Origin of the sequence: Butyricimonas synergistica DSM 23225, from assembly GCF_000379665.1 — a bacterium.
Taxonomy (GTDB): Bacteria; Bacteroidota; Bacteroidia; order Bacteroidales; family Marinifilaceae; genus Butyricimonas; species Butyricimonas synergistica.
Map to the genome: position 1 here is coordinate 803,263 of NZ_KB903359.1, position 25,884 is coordinate 829,146.

A 25,884-nucleotide genomic window follows, 5' to 3' on the forward strand; every position below is an offset into this window, starting at 1 on the left:
ATTACTTACATTTTATAAAAGCCCGGGCAATCATACCCTTGCCTCGTTCACTCAATATCTTAATATCCCCGTTACCGGAGTTCAGGCGATACTGCATATTGCTCAATCCCATCCCCCCGTCGCTCTCCGCCAGCTTCACGTCAAATCCCATGCCGTTGTCCTCGTACTCGAGATATAAAATACCGCCCTGCAACTGCAAATCGATACTGATCTTGCTCGCTTCGGCATGGCGCAACGTGTTATTGAGCAACTCGCAAACCACCCGGTACATGATAACCTCGACATTGTAAGCGAAACGATTATTCTCGAGATTTGTTTTAAAAACAATATCAATTCCCTCGGCAGGACGCAATTTCTTGATAAATGACTCCACGGCATCCTTCAAGCCGAAATTATTCAATATATGGGGACTGATATTTGCCGATATTTCCCGCACACCCACGATAGCTTCGTCGACCGCTTGCTTGAGGTTCCCCTTGATCTTCTCGTTCACCTCCGGGGTGTTGCCCTGGTTAAAGCCGGAAAGCAGCATCTTGATGACACTCAACAAGGGTCCCAAGCCATCGTGTAATTCCTTGGCAAAACGTTGCCGCTCCTGTTCCTCCGTGCGGATTACCGCCGACAGTACCCTTTTCTCGGTTTCACTCCGAATCCCGTCCAAACGACGCAGGAATTGAAACACTTTCCGTATATAAAACGCCCCGATAGCAAACGCCAGGGAAATCACGAATGACAACCACACCTTCGTCTGGTACAATTCTTCCGATTCCCCCCGGTGCATCGACGGCACCAACTCTATCGCCCGATAAATCGCCATGAGAAAGAAGCCCGTGGAAATCAATATCCACGCCGCATTGAACTTTGTCCGCTTGAACAGGCTGATTGCAAACCCCATCGCCACGATCTGCAACAACAACGATAAATATACAACGATCTGTGTCACCAAGAGATATGTAAGTTAAAAGTTAAAAATTAAAAGATAAAAGTTATCACCCAAATATCGGTATAATTTACAAATTTACCAAACCCCTAGAACGGATACCCGATTGCCACGTTAAATACCGAGCGGCGGAATCCCCCGTTGGAATTAAAGAGAACAAAACGCTGTCCTGCCGGAAGTGAAGGGTCTTTCAGTTTTATACCCAAATCGAAACGCAAGAGGAAGAAATTGGCATTCAAACGCAAGCCGGCTCCCGTGCCTACCGCTATTTGATTAAAGAAATTGTAATTCAATATTGCCCCATTCCGGTCTTCTTTTGGGTTGATATTCCACACGTTACCCGCATCCACGAATAAAGCGCCCTCCAACAACCAAAGCAACTTAAAGCGATACTCGATATTCGCCGCCAACTTAAAGTCCCCCACGCTATTCGGGTATTTCTCTACAGCCAGATACGCACCCGGTCCTAACGTTCTTGCCTGCCAGGCTCGCATATCATTAGCCCCTCCCGCATAGAAAGCCTCCTCGAAAGGCAACACTTTCATGTTTCCGTAGGGATAACCGCAACCGACAAAGAAACGTCCTACCAAAGAGTTCGCCCGATTGATATACCAATTGTAACGGTACTCGGCATCCGACTTGACAAACTGCGCGTAACGTACCCCCAAGAGCTTATAATATTTCTCGTCCAGCGTTTCCCCCTTTTTCTTGCTTCCGGCAAGGTGGTCTATCACGTTCAACACGTTGCCGGAAGTTTCCACGTTCACCCGAAAGTAATTGTAATTCATTGTTTTCACGTTCACGAGTTGATCGGTGAACGTTGCCGAGAACACTGCCGAGAGGATCATGTGATCCGTGTACGCGTTCTTGATATACTCGTTCTTCAACCCGTCGATGAAATTCTTGTCCACATCCTTCATCAACACGTAGTTCAGGTCGATTAGATCAAAATTGTACCACCATTTCTTGTCCGCCTTTCGCCACAGGTAACCGAACCGGGCGTTGGCAATCGAGCGGGTATAGTAAGGCGTATACTCGTAACTGTAAGAGAAGGAGATAGACGTCTTCGGGGCATAATTCCGCCGGAAGTCCTTCATCTGCAAGAAAGGCATCCAAAACTGCGGCGTCACGAGTTTCAATTCCGCCCCAATCTCCGAGGTATTGAATATCTTCCCCTCGCCGTTCACCTGTTCCTTACGCAGGCTTCCCCACACGCTGGCAGAGATATTCTCCCCTGCCCGGAACACGTTGCGATGGTTATACGTGAAATTACCCCCGACTCCCAAGTTACCCGAATTGTGGGTTCCTTCCAGAAACACGTTATACGATTGCCTCTTCACGGGCGACAATTGTATCACGCAGTCTAGCGCCTTCACATCCCCGTCGGATGCCACCTCCTTGAAATCGATATTCACCAGCTTGAAAAGATTCAAAGCTTGCAACCGCACGTAAGTATCGATCACACGTTGCGCGTTGTACAACTCCATTTGTTGCAACTGGATCGTTTCGATAATCATTTTCGGTTTGATCTTCAACTTATCCTTATATAGTATCGTGTACCCGTTGTAAAGCAACGAACTATATGTGGCATTCACTTGCTCCGGGCTAACCAGCGGGTCATAATCGAAGTTCACGCTGATATTCCGCACGAAATAACGCTTGTAGGCGTTGCTGTCCACGGCATTCTCGACAATATGTACGAAGACCTTTGCCATGTTCTCTTTCTTCACGGAAGAAGTATCCGCCATAAAACGGATAAAATTCTTCGAGAAATTGAAATACCCCTTCTCCCGGAGCATCTTCGTGATTCTCTCCCGCTCGTCGTCCAACACGTCCAAATCGAGGGGTGTATTCTTCTCCAACAGGGTGTTCACCGTATCCCTCCGGTAATTCGCCATCAGACCACTTTCCTCCGCTATCCGGTTACCCGGGCGTCCCTCCGGTTCGTCAAACTTCACGCTCTCGATCGTAGTGACGGGACCGACCTTCACCGCATACTCGACGTTTGCCCTCTTTTTCTTGTAATAAACCGTATCCCGTACTTGTGCCTGATAAAAACCTTTATTATGAAGGTACAACTCTATTTGCTCGACACTCCGCTTCGTCAGGAATGGATCGTAAACCACGGGAGCCTCCCCGATACGGCGCAACCACTGGTTGAAATTCTTTTTTTCATTCCGCCCACTCAAATTATATAACCCGAGGTGGAAGCGCACCGTACCCAATATCCGGGTATTCGGTTTCTGCCGTATATTTCGCTTCAAATCACTTCTATTCAGCTTATAATCATCTACCTTCACCTTCACGTGATCCAACAAATATTCATCCTTCCCGACGTATTTCGCCGGGGAACACGAATACAGAAAACAGAATACAAAAAGAATAAAACTTACCTTGTACGCTCCACGCATGCTCAAAAATCTCAAAAAAATACTATGTTTGTGTTTTATTTTAATCAGCAAACCCGAAAAGAATGCTTAGCAAACACCTAACAAATGTAATCCAAAACCTTGAAAAAAAGAAATTCAGGGAAAAATATAATTTGTTTAAAGTAGAAGGAGAAAAACTCGTGCAGGAATTACTCCTCTCCGACATGACGATAGACACGTTGCTCGCCCGTCCCTCGTGGATTGAACGCAACATAAAAAACATCCGGCAATATAACTCGATAGAGGTAAACGAGATTGAAATGGGACGGATTTCCAACTTCAAATCCCTGCCCGAAGTCATCGCCCTAGCACAAATCCCGGTGAAAGAACACTCCCCGGAAGAAATAAAAAATGAACTGAATGTCGTGCTCAACGGCGTACAAGATCCCGGCAATATCGGCACGATCCTCCGCCTAAGCGACTGGTTCGGCATTCGCAATATATTTTGTGACCACGATTGTGCGAACATTTTTAATCCAAAATCCGTTCAAGCCAGTATGGGTGCAATTTTCAGGGTGAACGTGTTCTACTTGGATCTTGTTGAATTTATCCCGCGGTTCGTGGATCAGGATTTCCCCTGCTACGGGGCGTTCCTGGAAGGTGAAAACATCTACCGTACAGATCTTCGGACAAAAGGATTCATCGTGATGGGAAACGAGGGAAACGGTATCAGCCCCGAAATCGAAAGGTTTGTTACCCGAAAAATAACCATCCCGAGCTTTGCACTCAGCCCCTATTCGACGGAATCCTTGAACGTGAGCGTTGCCACGGGCATCATCCTCTCGGAATTCAAGAGAATAGAGTATAATAAATAGCAACAATTTTATTTAATCACACAAAAAAGAACAGTATGAAAAAGATTGTAATTTTAGCGTTCTTCAGCCTTATCGGCTTAACCACGATGGCACAATCTCTCCCGATAAACTTGGGTATCCACGGGGGATGGAACGACACGAAGATCAACGCGAAGAAACAAAAAGTAGAATCTCATGGCGGTTACATGATCGGTGCTTTCGCCAGAATTAACTTTGGAAGTCTTTACCTTGAACCGGCTTTCAACTTCGCTCACAAGGAAAGTAAAATTACCGCCGGAAACATCGGAAAATTCAAATATAGTTCTATCGACATCCCGGTAATGGTGGGTTATCATATTCTGGAACTCCCGATCTTTAAACTCCGCGGATTCGTCGGTCCCGTGGCTTCTTTCGTGACCAAGAACTTGAAAAAAGACTTCAAGTCCGACAAAATGATGTGGAATGGTAAAGTCGGTGCCGGTGTAGACGTTTGGAAACTCACTTTCGACATTGACTACGAATTCGGTCTAAAGAAATTCGGTGACAGCATCAAAGCCCCGAAATCATGGAACTTGACACTCGGTTTCAAGATTATCTAATAGGCTAAAAGCTAAAAGAAGGTGTGTCAAAACACACCTTCATTTTATATGTAATACCTCCTTATCCCGGTATCTCCCCATATCCGAGAGGATTACTTTTTCGCCGGTAGCCAATCCCTGCACGACCTCCACGTGTTCGAAGCCACTCTCGCCCAACACGACTTTCCGTTTCTCGGCACGGTCGCCGTTTACTACCCACATATCATAATCGCCTTTCCCCATGTAGTAAGCCCCCGTGGGAATCCGCAGCACGGCGTCTTTCATGGCGTGGGTAACGTGTACATCCACCTTCAACCCCGAACGCAAACGGGTATTGGACTGATCTTCCAGAAACACGACGAACTTGATAATCCCGTTATTTACCGAGGGCGTAACATTCCCCACCGAGCCAGAAAGCTTTTCGCTCCCGATCACCACGTTCACCCGGTTGCCAGTGGTGATCTTATCCGCGTAACTATCGGCTATCTCGCCCTCCACCTTGAAACTCGACAAATCGGACAGTATCGCCAAATTGCTTCCCTGCAACACGGAAGCCCCTACCTGATCGTTAATCCAAGTCAGCGTGGCAGAACGGGGAGCCATGATCTGAGCCTCCCCCAACGTCTTGTACAACAAATCGATATTCCTCTTCGCTATCTTGTAATCCAATTCCAACGACCGGATTTCCGACTCGGAAGCACTCTGCTTGTTCTCGAACTTGCGTTTCAATTGTTCAAACTGCATTTGCTTCACCGTGTAATTCAACTCCGCCTCCCTCACCTTCTCTTTCGTGCTCGCCCCGATGCTATCTAGGTAACGCTCGTTATTCAACGACACCAGCGTGCGTTTCAGCGTCATCTCGTCAATATCGATCTGCATCTTCATCTCCGCCAAATCGCTCGCTATCGTCTTCCGCTGCAAATCCAGCTTGCTCAACTGCATTTCCAACGATTCTTTCTTGGTTTCATAGTCCGTCCGTATCGTTTCCAGATCCAATTGCAACAGCGGCTCCCCCTTCTCCACCCGGTCGCCCGACTTCTTGTACACCTCCAACACCTTCGACGACACCGGGGAAGCAATGATCTCCTCGGCGAAAGGCACTATCTTTCCCGTAGCGTACACGGATACTTCCACGGCTCCCTCGTCCACCATCCCGAAGTTCACCTCCGCCCCTCGGATTTTAGGTTGAAACACGCCTACCAAAAACCAAAACACCACCATGCACAGCGCCACGGTAACAACGACCTTTATTATCAATTTCCTTTTACGCCGTTTTTTCATCTCCGGAGAAATAGCCAGATCCATAACTTAATATTTTTCTTGTTCGTAAATAATATCCTCTTTTTTCTCGAAATCATACAAGGTCAACTTGCGCAAAGTGTAAAAATACACCCACGACGAGTATAACTGGCTGATATACGTCCGCCGGGCATTGTCCTGCTCGGTCTGTGCCGTGTTCAAATCAAGCACGCTGATCTGTCCCAGCACGAAAGTTTCGTAAGCCGTCTTGTACCGTTTCTGTGCCACCGTGTCAGCCAACCGAACGATCTCGTTCAGCCGATTCTGTTCCTGGTACTGTTTCACCGCCGTCAACACCTCCTGCTCGAAATTCAATGTTTCCTTCTCCATTTGCACTCTCGTGATCTCCTCCCGCGAACGGGCAAGTTCCACCTGTCCCCTTCCTTTCCCCCAATTCAATATCGGGATACTGATTCCTAGGCTCACCGATTCCCGGTTACGCAGATTACGGTACGTGTGCTTGAAATCCCGGTCGCTTCCCGTGTAACCGATGGAAGCGTAGACATCCGCTTGAAACCCCCAGTTCGCTTTCGCCTGCGCCACCTGCTGCTGCGCTTGCAACATACGGCACACCACATCATACCGGAAAGGATTGTTCCTGCTTGCCAACTCCATCACGTGCTTAAACGTCACCTCTATCTCCGGGCATTCCCCTGGTATATCCGGCACAATCACCACCTGGTCGTTATACCCGAGGTAATTCCTCAAGGCAAACATCTTCTGATCGTACGCCTGCTCCGTCTGTATCAAGGAAGAAGAAGCATTCAGGTAATTCAGTTTCAACTGCAACAAATCATTATCGGAAATCAATCCCCGTTCCCGCTTCCCTTGGGCTATCTGCATCAGTTTCTCCGAACTCGCCAGATTTTGCTTATCAATATTCACGTTAATCATCGCCAGCAACAAATCGAAATAGTACGATATAGCCTGTATCGCCACGTTCTCCATGCTCACGGCAAACTGTTGCTGAGCCTCCTTGTACTTCTCCGGCTCGATCTTCATGCTCCACTTCAAGGGATTCGCCGTGATCAACGGTTGCGAGAGCACCACGTTAAACGGCACGCTCATGTACTCCGTCGCCCGCTCCCCATCCAACTGATCTACCCGTTCCAATTGCGACTGCAACGACAACTGCCCTCCCGTCAACGGGATATTCTGCGTTACCGACAATGACAATTGCTCCGAAATCGAGTTACTCGAAACATACTTGTACGTCCCGTCCTCCTTCAAGTAACTCGACAGCGTCCGGTTGAAACTCGGCAACGTCCCCGTCAACTTCACGTTCGGCAACAAATCCGCCTTGTAATTCCTGTACTGCCAATACGACGCCCGCAACTGGCTCTTCGCCACCATCGCATCCAACGACTGCTCCTGTGCCAACCGTATCGCCTCCCCCAGCGAAACCACCTTCTGCTCCTGCTGCCCGAAAGCCGACAACACAGATAACAACCAACCTATCATCAAAACTATTTTCATACAACTTCCACTTTACAAATTATTCCACCCTCATTGCCTCCACCGGATTCACCCTCGATACCTGATAAGCCGGATACCAAGCGCTAAACACCGAGAACAACATCATCACCCCGACAGCCGCTCCCAACGCCGTCAAATTCACTGCCGAAAACGAATACACCCAGCAAAATAGAATACATCCCGGCACTAAAGCCAACAAAGTCAACAAAACACTCTCAAAAATCACAAACCGAAACAATCTCACACACGTCGACCCCACCACTAATCGCAATGCAAACTCTTTCCGTCGCTTGGACGAGTAAAGCCAAAACAAACCGAATGTTCCGATAAAAGCAAACACTAACAAAAAAATCGTAGGCACCCCAATAGCAAGCAACGTAATAAAAGTGTCTTGCATATCATTAACTTTCCACTTCGTAACATCCCCAATCCACAACATCACATTATCTTTTCCCATCGTCTTATCTACCTCTTTTTGTACCAAATCCCGAAAAGCGTCTTCTTCTCCTTGCTTAACTCGAACCGCATATTCCGATCTATACCAATTTTGATACGGCACATACATTGGCATAATCAACACCGGAGGAGAAGGAAGCAATACCTCCTGTTTAATCCCAGCAACAATTCCCACCACGGTAAACTTCATTCCTCTAAAATATATTTTTCTCCCCATCCCTATTGTCCAACCAACCTCATCTACCAATTGCCGAGTAACCACCACGGGAAAACTTCCATCCTCCAAGTGCATATCATCAGTTAACCACTCTCCTTCTTCCATCTTTGGAGAAAAAACTTTTTGCATATGCCCATCCACTTTTTTTATAAAGACTTTCATTCGTTTCCCCTCTACTCGAATAGAATCCCAAGGATTCATTTCTTCCGGTCGGGAATAGGGAGTCAAACACAGACTTTTTCCTATAGCCTCCACGCAAGAAGCATTCCGTATATCAGCTACAATTCTATCCATCTTTCGCTCTACCTCCTCTGCAGACCAAGATTCTGTCGGTGACAATGGAAATAAAGCCAACTTTAACGTATTATCAGTATCCAACATCCCGGGAGAATAATACTGACTCATATTTTTTCCCACGGTAGTAAAACAAAATAATAATACTATAAACACGAATACTTGTTCTAAAAGCATTCCCCCGTACATTCTTTTCTGATTCAACATTAATGTAAAAATATGTCTTATCATTTCTCACCTCCTTTCAACATTTCCATTATAGAGTGTTTAATGGCTAACCAAGCTGGAATACCACCGGACAATAACGAAAACAACAACATCAAAGGCAACGCACTAATAAAAAAAAGCGTCCAATCCAATTCTGGTAATAACGTCACCTCTCCAACCGAATTATTCAATGAACCCCATTTATCAATCCACCCACAAATAGGAAAAGTTAATAAAATCCCCCCTAACGTTCCAAGCACTACCAACAACAAATTCTCCATTAAAATGAACATAAACGCCTCCTTTTGAGTTGCTCCCAACGCCCGCTGTAAACCTATTTCACTATTTCGAAGACTGGCATTAGCCATACTCAATAAAATAATATTCAATATCGGTATAAGCAATAATATAACTAAAATCGCACCTACCCCCGTCAATAACAAATCCCCGCCATATCTTCTTAACATCATCTGTTCCACCGTACAAATTGCTTTCACAGAACTTCGTTCTACATTACAATACACTTTTCCATATAACTGGAAAGCATCAGTTATGCTTTTCATCATCGCATCTACACTCATCTTCTCTGGGTAAAGAACATACGAACTCACGTAATCATTACCTGTCGGAATATATTTATTAAATTTTTCAGGAACCCACAAAGAAATAGCCCCTCCTTGAGCAATGAAGGAAACATCTGCCACCACACCTGTGATCTTGTAAGTTTCTCCTTGAAATTGAATCTCCTGCCCGATAGCCTTACCCTCTCTAAAAAACTTTTTTGCCCAACGCTCGCTCACTATCATACAAGGCATTTGCATCTCTCCATCAGTAAACGAATGACCTTGAATAAATTCAAATTGAAACACATCCCAATAAGCCTTATCTATAAACAGAACGCCATAATCATAATTCCGCCCATTCACCTTAACACTCGTAGCTTGATACTGATAACACGTGTAACACTCATAACCTTTGGCATTATTCATCAAAGTTCGAATGTCAGAGCTATTCAATCCTTTTACCGGAATATCAAACTCGTTTCTTAAAACCTCCGGAAGACTCACAGTCCGCTCTTTTGCAACGTTTGTGACAGAATTCCCCACAATCACATTCGTCACCTGCAACAATATCGTGATAAACACGAACGTCAACATCGTCCCGAACACGCAAAACCCGGCGTATGCCTTGTGGTGCATGATATTGTACCAAATCGGTTTGAAATAAATTCTTAACTTTCCCATAACTAAAACTTATCAGAGAATCAACCTTCTCATAACACCAGCTTTCCGTCAAACAAGCGGAGGATTCGTCCCGTTTCCTGAGCCAATTTCTCGTCATGGGTGACCATCACGATCGTCGTTCCTTCCCGGTTTAAGCGAATCAAAATATCCATGATCTCCGCTCCCATCTTGCTGTCGAGGTTACCCGTCGGCTCGTCGGCAAGAATTACTTTCGGTTCCCCGATCAACGCTCTCGCTATCGCCACACGTTGGCACTGACCGCCGGACAATTGCGAGGGAAAATGCTTCAACCGATGCGTCAGCCCCACCTTTTCCAGAATCTCCAACGCCCTTTTCTTGTTCTCCGAATGGGAACTTCCTCGGCGGTACAACATCGGCAACAACACGTTATCCAACACGTTCAACGATGGGATCAAATGGAAACTCTGGAAGATAAAACCCAACTTCTGGTTCCGTATCCGAGCCATATCCTTATCGTACAGCAAATCCGCCCGCACGTCATCAATAATCACCCAACCATCCGTCGGTTTATCCAACAGCCCCATAATATTCAACATCGTACTCTTCCCACACCCGGAAGGTCCCATGATGGCTACAAACTCTCCTTTTTCCACGGTCAGGTTGATATTCTCCAACGCCCGTGTTTCCACCTCTTTCGTGTAAAACGTCTTATTAATATTCTCCAAGGTTATCATACGCTCTTCGTTTTAAGTTATCTTTTCCGATACAAACATAGATAACCTCTTCCTAAAGAAGCCCCGGAAATTATTGTAAAAGTATTGTAATTTTCAGCCGTGCTATTACATTCACATACCGAATCGTGACGTATCCACCCGCTTGTTTTCCTTCTTTGTATATCCACCGAAGCGATACGAGAAATGCACGGTGAACACCAGTGAATAAAAAGCATTATCCATATTCAAATTCTTATGCACCTTGAACGTGTTATCAAGTCCCCCGCAGAACAACCATTTCTTTCGGTTGAAAGGTATATCAAAGAAATCATCACAGCGTCAACGCGTCTGCATCCCCGTCAAGGTCAAACGGGAATCCAACCACTCCCCAACCTTGAAAGGCAACACGGCATTCATTCCCCATGCCTGCATATAATCCCAATTCAGATTCTTATAGATTAACACAGTACAATAACCCCGGCATCTTTCCCCGCGCCTTCCTGCTGTTTGGTTTTATACAACAGGTGTTGAATAATCAAGTGATAGCGTTCCGGCTGGTGATCCAATAAAAACACCCCATCCGCGTTTGATATGGAAGCCCCGATATAAACAGAATCCATCGTCTGCAACACGACAGTTGCCCCGTCTATGGGTTATTGCTTGCTATCCAAGATCTTACCTGTTATTGTTTGGGCTTTTATCGTAACAATAGTAATAAATATACATGAAATTGAAAGAATCAATCTTTTCGTCATCGCCTATTCCTTTAGAAATTTAATTCCCCAAACCATCCTCATCCCTGTTACTCCGTCAAACACAATTCAGACCAATTATCTGAATACAACCCCACCCGGTTTCCCTCGCAGTCCGTGAAAACTGAGAAATATCCCATCCCTTCGGCTTCTATCTTTGTTTTCGGAAGAACGACCTTTCCCCCTCGTTTACCAATGATTGCCAGTGTTGATTCCATATTCTCAACCCGCAAACTGATAAGTACTCCCTGTACGGACGGATTAAAGCCCGTAGCCCACGAAATAGCACCCGGACACTTTCCCCCTTCTTCGGGGAAAAACGCCATCTTCTCTGTTTCACACTCCATCGCATTAAGTTTCAACCCGAAGACCTCTTCATAGAATTTTACAGCTCTGCCAAAATCCACGGCAGGAATCTCAAAAAATGCCACTAAGTTTTTAATCATCTCTCACTTTTTTAGTAAAACGAATTATTTCCTATCGATCGACACGGCAAAAATAAAGACTATTATTTCCCGAAAATTGTAAAAAACGGACATTCTCCAATTGTTGAAGAAAAGAACATGCAATAATACAACACCTTGCAAAATCAACCTAAAATAATTACTTTTACCCCGTCGTTGAAACAGCATACGTTCGCCAGCCGTTTATTGTAAACTTGTTGGAGCGACGCAGTGAAGGTGTATATGAAACATGATTTAAGGATAATAGGATATATTACATCTGCGATATTTATATTATTGTGGATCAACCAATTATTTTCCGGAATCAAACTATACGAGAACGAGAAAACACAGTGGAAAATACACGTGGACTCCATTATTGACAATAATATCAAGGCATTGTCACTATCGGACATTCATTCCGCCCCCGTCCCCACTTTTCTACAACTGGACAGCCTGCTACGCGGAAGCACACACTACCCCGTTCATTTCGTTATTCAACAAGTAGACAGCAGTGGCCTGGAACTCTTTCACTATTCCCGCAACAGGGAAAACACGGCGAAAATGATTCACGCTAAAGCCTACCCGATAGCAGACCCCCCTGGCGAAATACTGCTTGTTCACTACAATTTCCCGTTCGCGTACCTGCTGGAAAAATCATGGCAAGATATGCTTGCCATCGTGGCACTGACCTTGTTGCTCGTGTTCGGGTTACTATACTTGTCGCACGCCCAGCAACACCTGTCCCGCTTACAGGAACAAATGATAAAACAGGTAGTACACGACTGGAAAACCCCGCTTAGCAGCATCTCCACGCTTGCCGAACTGGTGGAAAGAAAATCTATTGCCCCCGACGATGAACAAGGTCTAAAGAAAATACACTTGATCGAGGAAGAAGCAAACCGTCTAAAAATCAGTTCCCAACAATTACTGAAAACCCTTAGCGGACTCGCTCATCTTCAAATCAGCAGAAGCGAATTCAACTTGAAAGACGAATTACTCACGCTTTTAGAAAACCAACGCTTGGCAAACCATGGGCAGAAAGACCTCCGGCTACAATTACGCTATCTGGTGGAATCGGAAAACGCCTACGTTTCCCATTTCTACCTGTTGGGAGCCATCCAAAACCTGCTGGACAACGCTGTAAAGTACAGCGGAACCGCCCCCGAGGTCACCGTGATCTGTTATCAAAAGAGAGGAACGCTCGTCATCGAGATCAGGGACAACGGCGTGGGAATCCCAAAGAAAAAACAAAAACACATATTCAACAAATACTATCAAGTCAATAAAGAAGATCCCGCCCCAGGAAAAAAAGGCTACGGTCTTGGTCTGAACTACGTCTACAACGTGGTGAAAGCCCACAAAGGAAGAATCACGGTAAACAGCACCCCGGGAAAAGGATCGACATTCACCATATACATAAGAAAATGGAAGAAAAAATAAAAATACTCTACGCTGAAGACAACACCACGGCAGCCATGATATACACTGAAATACTGGAAGAAGCCGGTTTCGACCTGACCATCGCCAAGGACGGCAACGAGGCATGGCAGAAATACGAGGCGGGAACATGGGATCTCTTGCTGCTCGACATGGATCTTCCCGGGAAAGACGGACACGAACTCATTCGCCTCGTCCGGGAAAAAGGCGACCAACTGCCGATCGTCATCCTTAGTTCCGTCAACCACAATCACGCCCTATACGAGGGAGCCGACGACTATCTCGTGAAAGGTTGCAGCGTGGACGACGTGAAAGCACGTCTGGATAAAGCCATCGCCCGTACCCATCGCCTGAACAAGGAAAAAGAACAGGGACTTTTCCATCTTTCCCCCTCCACCACCTTCAACAAAAACAACCGCCTACTCGTCATTTCCGGCAAAAAAGAAGAACTGAAAGGCATGGAAGCCAAAATACTATGGTTATTCTGCCTGCGGATCAACGAAGTCATCTCCACGGTAGAAATGTGCGAAAACCTGTGGAACCTCTACTCCACGGACAAAGAAAAAGCACTCACCCGCTACGTATGCCTATTGAACAAAAAACTGAAAGCCGACAAAACACTAGCCATACAAAACGAATTTGCCACGGGCTACAAACTAGTGAATGGATTATAACAACAATACTAATTCTCTTCTTCACCCCCGATCTACCGTTACGCTACCCCATGAACCAACCATGAACCAATCATGAACGTATCATAAACGTAAACGAGCGTTCATGATACGTCTATGTTACGAGATTACTAGCTTTTTGGGGGCGACCAAGGGTAGACTATAGATTACCCTAGTATAATGAAGAGCCATATTGAAAAATAAAATCCATGAACGCAAAAAATGAGAAAAACATTTGCATTATTCATTTATTCTTTCTTCCTTTGTCCCGATCAATTCAATCTGCGAGGATTGTTTGAATTATAAAGAGGAGTCGAGAGAACAGGCTCATAGAAGCTCCGACAACCTGCAAAAGTTTGCAAGGTGCCAAAACCTGACCTGAGAACCAGGAGTTATAATTTAAGCTGAAGAAAAATGAAAAAAGAAACCGAAAAACAGACTAGCATTTATTGCACCGCCAATTGTAGCAATCTTTTCATCCTCTCTATTTCTATGTCCATGTGTATGCGCTGCATGCGCTAGAATATTTTTTACCCCGGAACTTATTTATTTTAGATTTTTTTAATTGTAAATTTCTGATTGGATAATTGTATCATGATTTTCAGAATTTATTGAAACGGTTATATCGTGAACCGTACAGGAAACTCGTGAACTCTCTTTTCAACGGAACACTAGCAATCAGGTAGTTGCAAGGCAGCCGCCATGTAAAAAATCATCACTTAAACCATTCGTGTATCAAGAAATTAGAAAAGATTATGGCAAAGACATACGCAGAAATAAACGACAAAATAAAAAAAGGAACGGCAGTAGTGTTAACCGCCGAAGAAGTTTCTGAACTGGCAAAGACGCTATCGCCCAAAGAGATCGCCGAAAAAGTAGATGTAGTGACGACAGCCACCTTCGGGGCTATGTGCTCCTCGGGAGCTTTCCTGAATTTCGGGCACGCCAATCCCCCGATTCGCATGGAAAAGATCGAATTGAACGGGATACGTGTCAGCGGGGGACTCGCCGCCGTCGACACGTACGTGGGAGCCACGGACTGCAACCCGGAAAACCCGGCATACGGGGGAGCGCACATCATCGAAGACCTCGTCGCGGGCAAAGAAATCACCCTGGAAGCCTGGGGAAAAGGAACGGATTGTTACCCCCGCAAACACATCAAAACACGTATCACGAAAGACACCATCAACGAGGCAATCCTCTACAACCCGAGAAACGCGTACCAAAACTACAACGTGGCAACCAACTCCACGGACAAAATCAAATACACCTACATGGGAACGCTGCTTCCCAAGCTGCGCAACGCCTCGTACAGCACGGCGGGTGAACTCTCTCCCCTGCTCAACGACCCGGAATGCCGCACGATAGGACTGGGAACCCGCATTTTCCTCTGCGGCACGGAAGGCTACGTCACCTGGAACGGGACGCAATTCCACTCGACCAAAGAGGTCAACGAGTACGGTATCCCCACCAGCAACGCCCGCACGATAGCGGTAATCGGCGACTTGAAAAACATGAGCACCGACTTCCTGCGGGGCGTGTACTACGAGAAATACGGGGTAAGCCTGTTCGTCGGCATCGGTATCCCCATCCCGATTCTGGATGAGGATTTAGCCCGCAGGGTATCCATCCGCAACGAACAAATTGAAACTACCGTCGTGGACTACGGGGACGGGAACAAGATCCTGGGAAAAACGAACTATGCCGCCCTGCAATCCGGGGAGATCGAGGTCAACGGTCACAAGATCAGAACGACTCCCGTGGCAAGTCTAGCGAAAGCCCGGCAGATAGCCGATATACTGAAATCATGGATACAGAAAGGCGATTTCCTGCTCACGGAACCCGTTCGCCCGATGCCCACGGGAACCAAACTCAAAAATTTAGAGATTGTCGATTAAATCATTCAATCACAGAATTTATCAACTTAAAATTATTCCGGTTATGAACAAAAAAGTAATATTAACCTTCCCGGTTGACGCAACAGACAGACCTTTAACGTACGAACTGATTCGTATTTACGATATAAAAATAAACATCCTAAAAGGAGAGATACAACCCGGAAGAACCGGTTCTTTGCTCATCGAGATGGATGCCGACGAACTACGTATCGAGCAAGCCATCGCTTTCCTAAATGACAATGGCGTGACCGTGAGTCCCGTTTCCAGCAAGATCTCCTACGACGAAACCCGTTGTATCAATTGCGGGAACTGCGCTTCCGCTTGTTTTTCCCACGCGCTGACCATCGAAGCCCCGGACTGGAAATTGCGATTCAATCCTGAAAAATGTATCGCCTGCAAGCTCTGCCTCAAAGCCTGCCCGTTGAAACTCTTCAAGATCGAATTCAGTGATTCACTGAATTAGTTTATAAACTTTAAGAACTCAAATGGAATACAAAGATCGCACATACAGGGAACATCTACAGGGAGAACGCTGGCATTCTTTCACGGTCGCGTTCAAGGAAACAGACTTGTGGATAGGGGTTGACAAAGCCTCGTTCCAAGCGGGGATCCCGGCTTTCGCCGAGTCCCGGGTCCGTTCGTTGCGGGAGAGCATGGATGCCTATGTTGCCCAAGACCCGGGATACCTCAAAGCATTAACCCCGCGCAAGACTCTACCGACAGCACCGGCTATCTTCCGGGAGATGGCGGAAGTGGCTGCACGTTCGGGCATCGGTCCCATGAGTGCCGTTGCCGGGGCTGTTGCCCGCGAGATCGGCGAGGAAATCAAGGAAAAGTTCGGGACACGGGAAATCATCGTGGAGAATGGCGGGGACATATACGCCGATATCCGGGAGAACATAGACATCGCCGTGTTTGCCGGACAATCGCCGTTATCCGAAAAAGTCGGTTTCACGATCGACGCCGGGCACGCCCCGCTGGGAATATGCACCTCGTCGGGAACAGTGGGTCCCTCCCTCAGTTTCGGACGGGCGGATGCCGTGATGATTATCTGCAGGGATTGCGCCCTCGCCGACACGTACGCCACGGCTTTCGCCAACGAGATCCAGACCGCGGAGGATATTGCCCCCTGCATCGAGAAGATCGGGAATGTGGAAGAAATACTGGGTGCCATTTGTATCAAAGACGATAAAATCGGAATCCACGGGATATTTGATTTGAAGATTTGGAAATAAAGAACTAGAGATGAAAACAAACAAAGATATATTATCCAAAAGCATACTCATCCTGGACGGAGCCACGGGAACAGCCCTGCAACAATTCGGGTTAACGGAAGCGGACTTCCGGGGCGAAGAATTTGCCGGACACCCCGTTCCCCTGAAAGGGAACAACGACGTGCTGAACATCACCCGCCCCGACATCATCCGCCGGGTACACCAAAACTACATTGAAGCGGGAGCCGACATCATCGAAACCAACACGTTCAACGCCAACGCCATTTCCCAGTCCGAATACGGGTGCACGGGATGGATTGACCGTATAAACCGGGAAGGCGCACGAATAGCCAAAGAAGCGGCTTCCGCCTGCAAAGAGCGGGTGGTACACGTGGCGGGAAGCATCGGTCCCACGGACAAATCCCTGACCCTTGCCCCCGACCCGGAACAACCCGCCTACCGGAACGTGGACTTCGACGCGATGGTTGCGGCTTACACCACCCAAGTAACGGCTCTCGTGGAGGGAGGCGTCGATCTCCTGCTCGTGGAAACGATCTATGACGGGCTAAACGCCAAAGCCGCCCTGTACGCCATATCCAAGGTACAGAAAGAACACGGCACGCGGCTCCCCGTGATGCTCTCCGCCACGGTCAACGACAAAAGCGGGCGCACGCTGACGGGACAATCGCTGGACGCCTTGTTCACGAGCCTGTCCCACTACCCTATCTTAAGTTTCGGGTTGAATTGTTCCTTCGGGGCAAAAGAACTGCACCAGTTCATCCGTGAACTGGCGCCGCACGTGCCTTGCGGGATAAATATCTACCCGAATGCCGGGTTGCCGAACGAAATGGGTGAATACGACGAGTCGCCCGAATTCACGGCACAATGCCTGCAAGACATGGCACGAGAAGGACTAATCAACATCGCCGGAGGATGTTGCGGCACGACACCCGCTCATATACGGGCCATCGCCAACGCCCTGAAAAACATCCCTCCCCGTCAAATTCCCACCCCGGAACACTGCCTGAAAGTAAGCGGACTGGACACCGTGGTCGTTGATAAAGAACAAAGTAACTTCATCAACATCGGGGAGCGTACCAACGTGGCAGGCTCCGCCAAATTCGCCCGGCTGATACGGGAAAAGAACTACGCGGAAGCGGCAATCATCGCCCGCAAACAAATCGAAGCGGGCGCCTCGATCATCGACATCAACATGGACGACGCCATGCTGGACGGCACGGCGGAAATGGAACGCTTTGTCCGCATCATCAGCAACGAACCGGACATCGCCAAAGCTGCCCTCATGATCGATTCGTCGAAATGGGAAACCATCCTGGCAGGGTTGAAAAACTCGCCGGGCAAATGTATCGTGAACTCCATCAGCCTCAAGGAAGGAGAAGAAGAATTCCTGCGCCGGGCAAAAGAGATACAACGCCTCGGGGCGGCAGTCGTGGTGATGGCTTTCGACGAGGAAGGACAAGCAACCACCTTCCGGCGGAAAATAGACATCTGTCAACGGGCTTACCGCCTGCTGACCACCCGTGCCGGATTCACCCCGGAAAACATTGTTTTCGACGTGAATATCCTGGCTATCGGAACGGGTATCGAGGAACACAACAACTACGCCGTGGACTTTATCGAAGCCGTGCGGTGGATCAAGCAAAACCTGAAAGGTTGCCGCACCTCGGGCGGGGTATCCAACCTGTCGTTCTCCTTCCGGGGCAACAACACCGTGCGGGAAGCCATGCACTCCGTTTTCCTCTACCACGCCATCCGTGCCGGACTGGACATGGCTATCGTCAACCCCGCCATGTTACAGATATACGACGAAATAGCCCCCGAACTCCTGAAAGCCGTGGAGGACGTGGTACTGAACCGCACCCCCGGGGCGACGGAAACCCTGGTTGCCCTGGCTGAAAAGTACAAGGAAACAAAAGGGGAAAACAAAAACGCGCGAGGCGAAGAATGGCGCACCCTCCCGCTGAAAGGACGATTGGGGCACGCTCTCGTGAAAGGCATCACGGACTATCTCCCGGCAGACATCGGGGAAGCCCTCCGCCAATACCCCAACCCCGTAGAGATCATCGAGGGACCGCTCATGAAGGGCATGGAACGGGTAGGCGAACTCTTCGGGGAAGGCAAAATGTTTCTCCCCCAAGTGGTAAAATCCGCAAAAGTAATGAAGGAAGCCGTGCACCTCCTGCAACCCGAGATCGGACGCCACAATGCCGGGGGACAGGACGTGAAACGCCGCCCGAGAATAATTCTCGCCACGGTAAAAGGCGACGTGCACGACATCGGTAAAAACATCGTGAACATCGTGCTTACCTGCAACAACCTGGACGTGGTAGACCTTGGTGTCATGGTAGACAACCAAAGGATTATCGAGGCGATCAAGCAACACGAGGCAGACATTGTCGGGGTCAGCGGGTTAATCACCCCCTCGCTGGGCGAAATGGAAAACCTGTGCGAACTACTGCAAAAAGAGCAACTGCACGTGCCGCTCATCGTGGGAGGTGCCACTACCTCCTCCGTCCACACCGCCGTCAAACTGGCTCCCAAATACGACTATTGCGTCGTGCCGGGAGGCGACGCGTCCCGCACCGTGGGAATCATCAAGCGCCTGCTCAACGACCGCGAGAACTACACCCGGGAAATCAAACAAGAACAGGAGGAAATCCGCGCGCACTACTATCACCGGCAACAAAAACAAATATCCCTCGACGAAGCCCGCCGGAGGGCGCCACGTTACGATTGGGATAACGTTCAACCGACCACGTTCGGGGAACACAACCTGCTGGTGAAACACCTCAACATCGAAGACCTCGTGGAAAAGATCGACTGGACTCCCTTTTTCCACTTCTGGGGCTTCAAGGGAAAATACCCGGAGATCGTCTACACGAACGACGAGGCGGACCGCACGTACCAGGCGGCACTCGACATGCTGGGGAAAGTGATTGCCGGCAACGAATTCGACGCCTCCATCGTGGTGCGCTTCTTTGATGCTTACTCGGAAAACGACGACATCGTGCTGGACGGGCAATACCGCTTCCCGATGCCCCGGCAACAGGCCGACCTGCCCGAATGCCTCTCGCTGGCTGACTTCGTGCCCCCCCGTGACAAAGGGTTCGGGAGCGTCGGGCTGTTCTGCCTGAAAGTATCCGACAACCACAAGTGCAACGACTGCCGCGACTTCGAGCACCTGCTACGGGAAAGCCTCTGCGCCCGCCTGACGGAAGCCTGCGCGGAATGGATGCAAGAACGGGTAAACGAGGGCACCCGCGTCATTCGTCCCGCGTTCGGCTACCCCTCCTGCCCCGACCACGCGTTAAAAAAGACGGCTTTCGAGGCACTGGACGCTCCCGCGCGAATCGGCGTCCGACTCACGGAAGGATACTCCATCTATCCCTCCACGAGCCTCTGCGGCATGCTCATCTCGCACCCCAAAGCCAAATACTTCAGCGTGTAAAAGCCAACCTCATGCAACAGGAATCATAAACCACAAATCGGAAATCATGAAAGTCATCGACATACTAAACAAATCAGACAAAGCCATCTTCTCCTTCGAGCTGGTGCCGCCGTTGAGAGGGGGAGATATTAATAAAATCTACGAGGCGATAGAACCGCTGATCGCCCTCGCCCCCCCGTTCATTAATATCACCTTCCACCGGGATGAAGTAGAATACCGGGAATTACCCGACGGAACGATCAAAAAGGTTACCGTCACCAAACGCCCGGGAACGGTTGCCCTGGCGGCTGCCATCATGAGAAGGTACAACGTGGACATGGTCCCGCACATCGTGTGCGGGGGAGCCACCCGCCACAAAATCGAGAACGAACTCATCGACTTGAACTTTCTCGATATCGAAAACGTGATGGCACTCCGGGGCGACCCCATCCCGGGACAGCGTTTCTTCACCCCCGACGAAGACGGTCATAAATATAGTTGCGACTTAGTCGAACAAATATCCCGCATGAACCGCGGGCAATACCTCGACGACACGCTGACGGACACCGTGCCGACCAACTTCTGTATCGGCGTGGCGGGTTACCCGGAGAAACACTACGAGGCACCCAACCAAGCCTGCGACATCGAGAACTTGAAACGCAAAGTGGACGCCGGGGCAAACTACATCGTCACGCAAATGTTCTTCGACAACGCCCGCTTCTTCCGCTTCGTCGAGAAATGCCGGGAACAGGGAATCACGGTTCCGATCGTTCCGGGATTGAAACCCATCTCCACCCTCAAACATTTGGAGATGCTACCCCGTACGTTCAGCATCGACATCCCCCAGGAACTGGTGAAAGCCATCCGCTCGTGCAAAAACAACAAGGAAATCAACCAAGTAGGCATCGAATGGTGCGTGGCACAAAGCAAAGACCTAATCGCGCATGGCGTACCCGCCGTTCACTACTACACCATGGGAAGATCGGAAAATATACAGGAAATCGTCAAACAAGTATTTTAAAAATGAACCAAGAACCCCAACCCCGTTTTTTAGCGTTAATACCGCTGGTCGTCTTTTTGCTTATTTACCTCGTCGCCTCGGTCATCATGGGCGACTTCTACAAGATGCCCATCACCGTGGCATTCCTCGTGTCGTCCGTTGTTGCCGTGGCAATCTCCCCGGGCGGTAAATTGCACAAACGGGTAGACCTCTTTTGCAAGGGGGCAGCGAACAGCAATATCATGCTCATGGTATTGATATTCATCCTTGCCGGGGCATTCGCCCAAACCGCGAAGGCAGTAGGGGCAGTCGATGCCACGGTGAACCTCGCTCTAGCCGTTCTCCCGGACAGCCTGCTGCTGGCGGGGATGTTCATCGCGGCTTGTTTCATATCGCTATCCATGGGAACCTCCGTGGGGACGATCGTGGCCCTCACCCCTGTTGCCGTGGGTATTGCCACGCAAACAAGCGTAGAACTCCCCTACATGGTGGCTATCGTCGTCGGGGGCGCCATGTTCGGGGACAACCTCTCCTTTATCTCGGACACGACCATCGTGGCAACCCGCACGCAAGGATGCAACATGAAAGACAAATTTCGGGTCAACAGCCTCATTGTCATCCCGGTTGCCGTGATTATCGCGCTCGTCTACCTGTTTCAGGGAACGGAAATATCCACGCGCCCCGTCACCCGTGAAATCGAGTGGTTGAAAGTCATCCCTTACGTTCTGGTACTTGCCACCGCTCTAGCCGGGGTCAACGTCATGCTGGTACTGTTACTGGGAATCCTGTGCTGCGGCGTGATAGGTATTATTGCCGGAAGCACCCCATTCTGGGAATGGATTTCCGCCATGGGAACAGGCATATCCGGCATGGGCGAACTCATCATCATCACCCTGCTCGCCGGGGGAATGCTGGAAATGATCCGCCATAACGGGGGAATCGCTTATATCATCCAAAAACTGACAACCCGTGTCAACTCGAAGAAAAGAGCGGAATTAAGTATCGCCGCCCTCGTGAGTTTTGCCAACCTCTGCACGGCAAACAACACGATAGCCCTCATCATGGCAGGTCCCATAGCGAAAGACATCGCCACCCGGTTCGGGGTCGACCCGCGCAAGTCAGCCAGCCTGTTAGACACCTTCTCCTGCTTCGTGCAAGGGATTATCCCTTACGGGGCACAGCTTCTCATGGCTGCCGGACTGGCAAACATCACCCCCCTCGCCATCATGCAATACCTCTACTACCCGTACCTGATGGGAATAGCCGCCCTTTTGGCTATATTCTTCCGCTACCCGAGAAAATACTCCTAACAATGGAAAATTAAAAGACTAAAACTAGAAATTAACCCGTTTTAATATAATTTTGTGCCATGACAATAACAGAAGCACTCGTTACCATATTGCTCGGCACGGCGGCCGGGTTTATCAACACGGTTGGCGGAGGAGGTTCCATGCTAGTAGTACCCTTCCTGATCTTTATCGGTCTTCCGGCAAATGTAGCTAATGCCACGAACCGCGTTGCCATCCTGCTGCAAAACGTGGTTTCTGTCAGTAGCTTCAAGCAAAAGAAGATACTCGATTTCAAAACCGACTACAAACTGCTGCTCCCCGTCGCCCTCGGGAGCATCGTGGGCGCTCTCATCGCCGTTGACATCGACGAGGCGGTCTTCAAAAAGGTCATCGCCGGGCTCTTGCTTGTCATGTTTTTCATGTTGCTTCTCAACCCCGACGCGTGGGTAAAAGCCAACGCGGACAAGGCGAAAATGAAACAACCGTGGCTACGGAACCTGATCTTCTTCTTTATCGGCATTTACGGCGGATTCATTCAAATCGGCATCGGTTTCTTCCTGCTCGCCGGATTAGTTTTGGGCTGTGGCTATGACTTGCTGAAAGCCAACGCCGTGAAACTACTCATCGTCCTTTTCTACACGGTCATCGCGCTGGCAATCTTCATCTACAACGATCTGGTCAACTTCAAGGTAGGACTCGTCCTCGCCTGCGGCAATATGCTCGGGGCATGGCTTGGCGTGCGTTTCAGCGTGAAATGGGGAGCGAAATATATTCGTTACATCCTGCTCGTGATCCTCGTCGTCGTCGCCGCCCGCCTCTATTTCAGCTAACTCCCCCCAATCATAAATCTCAAAATCTTCTTAAAAGAGCGGTACTTATAGGATATTTTGGTAATTCTGGAAGACTTTTATAACCTCTTTATTTATAGGTTTTCATGGGATCATCCTATTCAATTTTAATGGAAGATTGTGCAATTTACCAAATGAAGCTAAATTAACGTACTTTGTTTAATAATACTTTGTGATATATTCTCTAATTTTACCCTTGCAAATTATACAAAATTCAAAATGATGCTATCATATAAACGACCTTTGAAAATAGATGATCTTAATGCCAATCATTACATGGTGTCGGTTCATAAATACGGTTTCTTTCTTTGCAGGGAAGGTACAGCGCGGATATTATTAGGTTCGAATACTTATCAAATATCCCGTAACTACCTATGTATTTATGCTCCTAACACGTTTTTCCAAATACTTGAAAAAAGTCCGGATTTGAAAGGCATTCTGGAGGAAGACGATGTGAAAACATATCATCCGGTTCTCAGTCCGATAGACATACGGAAACGGTTGCAGGTGCGCAATTCTCCTTGTGTAAAAATATCGGAAATGCAGGCTGATGAAATGATACGCCTATATAATATGGTACGGGAAAACGGGCAATCCACAACCGCGAAAGATAATTTGCCAGCTAAACACAAGGAACTTACAGAAACGACCCGTGCGGATTGTATGCGCTATCTGCGTTATGCCCTTTGCCTGAAAGTGCTTGAAGTCTATTTCTGCAACACGCCAGTGGAGGCAATGCCACAGACCAAAGAAGACACAATACTCAACCGCTTTCTTGTTTCGGTATACGAGAATTGCCATAGGCAACGCATGGTGCAGTATTACGCCAATGAGCAGCATCTTTCACCTTACTATTTCTCGTCCATCATCAGGGAAAGGAGCGGACAAAGTGCTTTGCAGTGGATAGGTAACGTTACCATGACTTTTTCCAGGCAATATTTGAAATGCTCGGAAATGAGTATAAAGGAGATTGCAGATCGTCTGAATTTCCCCGACCAGTCCACTTTCGGACGTTATTTCAAGCACCATGAAGGCTGCTCGCCGTCGGAATTTCGGGAGAGAAGATTACAGGATTGACTTATAAATCATTAAAACGAATATATTTATGAAAATTGTAGTATTTGGCGCGACAGGTATCGTAGGGAATGCTGTCGTTAATGAAGCATTAAAAAAAGGTCATGAGGTTACAATACTGACACGCGATGCGAGAAAAGTTACCACCCGACATGAACACCTGCACGTTGTGGAAGGCAATGTAACAGACAAGAATGTTGTCCGTACCGTACTGAAAGGTCAGGAGGCTGTAATCCAAACGTTGGGAATCGGAGGTAAAGGCGATGGTAAGCCGACGAGCATTGTCTCAGAAGCCAACAAAATCATTATGACAGAAATGGAGCAAATGAATGTAAAACGTTTGGTTGCCATTAGTGTTATCGGAGCCGGAAACAGCTTGACCTTTCTTCCTTGGATATATCGGAAACTTGTATTGCCGTTGTTCATGAAATGGTTTCAGGCTATCATTGACGACAAGAATCGCATGGAACCGATGATTAAAACAAGCGGGCTTGACTGGACTATTGTGCGTTGTACCACCGTCAAAGAACGTCCGGCTACAGGAAAAGTAAATGCCACACAGGATGGAAAAGGACTGAAATTCAGCATTTCTGCGGCAGACATGGCTGTATTCATAGTAAATCAATTGACGGACAGCAGTTTCTTGAAACAGATTCCGACTATTAGTAATTAAAATATCAATAACCTAAAAAAACAAGTTATACAAAAGAATATAATTAGACCATGTAAACCAAACGAAGCCATTCAGTGTATTTCCTCTCTTTTCCTGCGGTATTTCTAGAGATTTTCAGTAACTTTGTAAATCAAATTTACATCACCATGGAAATAAAAATAGGACACTCGTACACGCAAGAAATAATAGTACAACATAAGGACACCGCCGCCGTTTACGGCTCGGGAAAACTGGAAGTATTCGCCACCCCGGCAATGGTCGGTTTGATGGAAAACACGGCGATCAAATGTCTGGAAGGAATGCTCGATGCCGACAGCGACACCGTGGGCATCGAGATCAACACGAAACACGTCAAAGCCACTGCCGTCGGCAAGAAAGTAGGCTGCAAAGCCACGATCACCGGGGTAGACGGTCGCCGTATCCGCTTCGAAATAGAAGCATGGGACGAAACCGCCCCCATCGGCTCTGCCGTCCACGACCGCTTCGTGATCAACCCGGAGAAATTCATGAACAAACTTCAATAATT

Annotated in this window: 23 protein-coding genes, 1 pseudogene and 1 riboswitch; of the genes and pseudogenes, 14 read left to right on the forward strand and 10 right to left on the reverse strand. The window is 48.1% G+C overall.

Features of this window, described 5'->3' with window-relative positions:
* Position 1: 1 nt before the first annotated feature.
* Both A3CY_RS0103620 and tamL read right to left on the reverse strand, forming a co-directional pair.
* Positions 2–943, reverse strand: coding sequence for a sensor histidine kinase (locus tag A3CY_RS0103620; protein ID WP_231932402.1), 942 nt, complete (start codon positions 941–943; stop codon positions 2–4).
* 86 nt (positions 944–1,029) lie between these two features.
* Entirely contained in the window at positions 1,030–3,351 is a 2,322-nt protein-coding gene (gene tamL, locus A3CY_RS0103625; protein ID WP_018336539.1) for a translocation and assembly module lipoprotein TamL, read from the reverse strand.
* Between the two features lie 62 nt (positions 3,352–3,413).
* Here tamL and A3CY_RS0103630 point away from each other — a divergent pair, with 62 nt between their 5' ends.
* Both A3CY_RS0103630 and A3CY_RS0103635 read left to right on the forward strand, forming a co-directional pair.
* Positions 3,414–4,184 carry a TrmH family RNA methyltransferase gene (locus A3CY_RS0103630; RefSeq protein WP_018336540.1) on the forward strand — a complete coding sequence of 257 codons (771 nt, stop codon included), beginning with the start codon at positions 3,414–3,416 and terminating at the stop codon, positions 4,182–4,184.
* A 35-nt stretch (positions 4,185–4,219) separates the two neighbouring features.
* Positions 4,220–4,762, forward strand: coding sequence for a porin family protein (locus tag A3CY_RS0103635; protein WP_018336541.1), 543 nt, complete (start codon positions 4,220–4,222; stop codon positions 4,760–4,762).
* 39 nt (positions 4,763–4,801) lie between these two features.
* Here A3CY_RS0103635 and A3CY_RS0103640 read toward each other — a convergent pair whose 3' ends face one another.
* The 8 genes and pseudogenes from A3CY_RS0103640 to A3CY_RS0103680 all read right to left on the reverse strand — a co-directional run bounded on the left by A3CY_RS0103640 (position 4,802) and on the right by A3CY_RS0103680 (position 11,803).
* Positions 4,802–6,046 (reverse strand): efflux RND transporter periplasmic adaptor subunit, encoded by a 1,245-nt coding sequence (locus A3CY_RS0103640; RefSeq protein WP_018336542.1) that lies wholly within the window; start codon positions 6,044–6,046, stop codon positions 4,802–4,804.
* A gap of 3 nt (positions 6,047–6,049) precedes the next feature.
* Positions 6,050–7,516, reverse strand: a complete 1,467-nt coding sequence (locus tag A3CY_RS0103645) for a TolC family protein (protein WP_051082671.1) — start codon at positions 7,514–7,516, stop codon at positions 6,050–6,052.
* Between the two features lie 19 nt (positions 7,517–7,535).
* Complete coding sequence (locus tag A3CY_RS0103650; protein ID WP_018336544.1) at positions 7,536–8,714, reverse strand: ABC transporter permease; 1,179 nt, start codon at positions 8,712–8,714, stop codon at positions 7,536–7,538.
* Positions 8,711–9,934, reverse strand: coding sequence for an ABC transporter permease (locus A3CY_RS0103655; RefSeq protein WP_018336545.1), 1,224 nt, complete (start codon positions 9,932–9,934; stop codon positions 8,711–8,713). Before A3CY_RS0103655 ends, A3CY_RS0103650 begins: the two co-directional genes overlap by 4 nt.
* Positions 9,935–9,963: 29 nt before the next feature.
* Positions 9,964–10,629 (reverse strand): ABC transporter ATP-binding protein, encoded by a 666-nt coding sequence (locus tag A3CY_RS0103660; RefSeq protein ID WP_018336546.1) that lies wholly within the window; start codon positions 10,627–10,629, stop codon positions 9,964–9,966.
* A 111-nt stretch (positions 10,630–10,740) separates the two neighbouring features.
* Positions 10,741–11,070, reverse strand: a pseudogene (locus A3CY_RS22645) (TonB-dependent receptor); the annotation flags it as partial.
* Positions 11,067–11,228, reverse strand: a complete 162-nt coding sequence (locus A3CY_RS22840; RefSeq protein ID WP_155828168.1) for a hypothetical protein — start codon at positions 11,226–11,228, stop codon at positions 11,067–11,069. The pseudogene A3CY_RS22645 and the gene A3CY_RS22840, both read right to left, overlap by 4 nt.
* 182 nt (positions 11,229–11,410) lie before the next feature.
* Entirely contained in the window at positions 11,411–11,803 is a 393-nt protein-coding gene (locus tag A3CY_RS0103680; RefSeq protein ID WP_026207269.1) for a VOC family protein, read from the reverse strand.
* 243 nt (positions 11,804–12,046) lie between these two features.
* Between A3CY_RS0103680 and A3CY_RS0103685 the strand changes: the two genes are divergently transcribed.
* From A3CY_RS0103685 to A3CY_RS0103740, 12 genes are all read left to right on the forward strand, one after another.
* Positions 12,047–13,246 (forward strand): sensor histidine kinase, encoded by a 1,200-nt coding sequence (locus A3CY_RS0103685; protein ID WP_018336551.1) that lies wholly within the window; start codon positions 12,047–12,049, stop codon positions 13,244–13,246.
* The gene (locus A3CY_RS0103690) at positions 13,231–13,917 is read left to right on the forward strand and encodes a response regulator transcription factor (protein WP_018336552.1); all 687 of its coding nucleotides are present in this window, start codon (positions 13,231–13,233) and stop codon (positions 13,915–13,917) included. Before A3CY_RS0103685 ends, A3CY_RS0103690 begins: the two co-directional genes overlap by 16 nt.
* 294 nt (positions 13,918–14,211) lie before the next feature.
* Positions 14,212–14,315, forward strand: a riboswitch (SAM riboswitch).
* Positions 14,316–14,669: 354 nt separating this feature from the next.
* The gene (locus A3CY_RS0103695; protein WP_018336553.1) at positions 14,670–15,812 is read left to right on the forward strand and encodes a homocysteine biosynthesis protein; all 1,143 of its coding nucleotides are present in this window, start codon (positions 14,670–14,672) and stop codon (positions 15,810–15,812) included.
* Between the two features lie 43 nt (positions 15,813–15,855).
* Complete coding sequence (locus A3CY_RS0103700) at positions 15,856–16,275, forward strand: NIL domain-containing protein (protein WP_018336554.1); 420 nt, start codon at positions 15,856–15,858, stop codon at positions 16,273–16,275.
* 22 nt (positions 16,276–16,297) lie between these two features.
* On the forward strand, positions 16,298–17,047 hold the full coding sequence (locus A3CY_RS0103705) for a UPF0280 family protein (RefSeq protein WP_018336555.1): 750 nt from the start codon (positions 16,298–16,300) through the stop codon (positions 17,045–17,047).
* 10 nt (positions 17,048–17,057) lie between these two features.
* Positions 17,058–20,495, forward strand: a complete 3,438-nt coding sequence (gene metH, locus A3CY_RS0103710; protein WP_018336556.1) for a methionine synthase — start codon at positions 17,058–17,060, stop codon at positions 20,493–20,495.
* 46 nt (positions 20,496–20,541) lie between these two features.
* Positions 20,542–21,495, forward strand: a complete 954-nt coding sequence (gene metF / locus A3CY_RS0103715; protein WP_018336557.1) for a methylenetetrahydrofolate reductase [NAD(P)H] — start codon at positions 20,542–20,544, stop codon at positions 21,493–21,495.
* A gap of 2 nt (positions 21,496–21,497) precedes the next feature.
* Positions 21,498–22,784 carry a Na+/H+ antiporter NhaC family protein gene (locus A3CY_RS0103720; RefSeq protein WP_018336558.1) on the forward strand — a complete coding sequence of 429 codons (1,287 nt, stop codon included), beginning with the start codon at positions 21,498–21,500 and terminating at the stop codon, positions 22,782–22,784.
* A gap of 59 nt (positions 22,785–22,843) precedes the next feature.
* Positions 22,844–23,593: a sulfite exporter TauE/SafE family protein gene (locus A3CY_RS0103725; protein WP_018336559.1), complete on the forward strand. Its 750-nt coding sequence runs from the start codon at positions 22,844–22,846 to the stop codon at positions 23,591–23,593.
* A 237-nt stretch (positions 23,594–23,830) separates the two neighbouring features.
* Positions 23,831–24,688, forward strand: a complete 858-nt coding sequence (locus A3CY_RS0103730) for a helix-turn-helix domain-containing protein (protein WP_081619421.1) — start codon at positions 23,831–23,833, stop codon at positions 24,686–24,688.
* 28 nt (positions 24,689–24,716) lie between these two features.
* A complete protein-coding gene (locus A3CY_RS0103735) occupies positions 24,717–25,358 on the forward strand; it encodes an NAD(P)-dependent oxidoreductase (RefSeq protein WP_018336561.1) in 642 nt (213 codons plus the stop codon).
* Between the two features lie 146 nt (positions 25,359–25,504).
* Entirely contained in the window at positions 25,505–25,882 is a 378-nt protein-coding gene (locus tag A3CY_RS0103740) for a thioesterase family protein (protein WP_018336562.1), read from the forward strand.
* Positions 25,883–25,884: the final 2 nt, after the last annotated feature.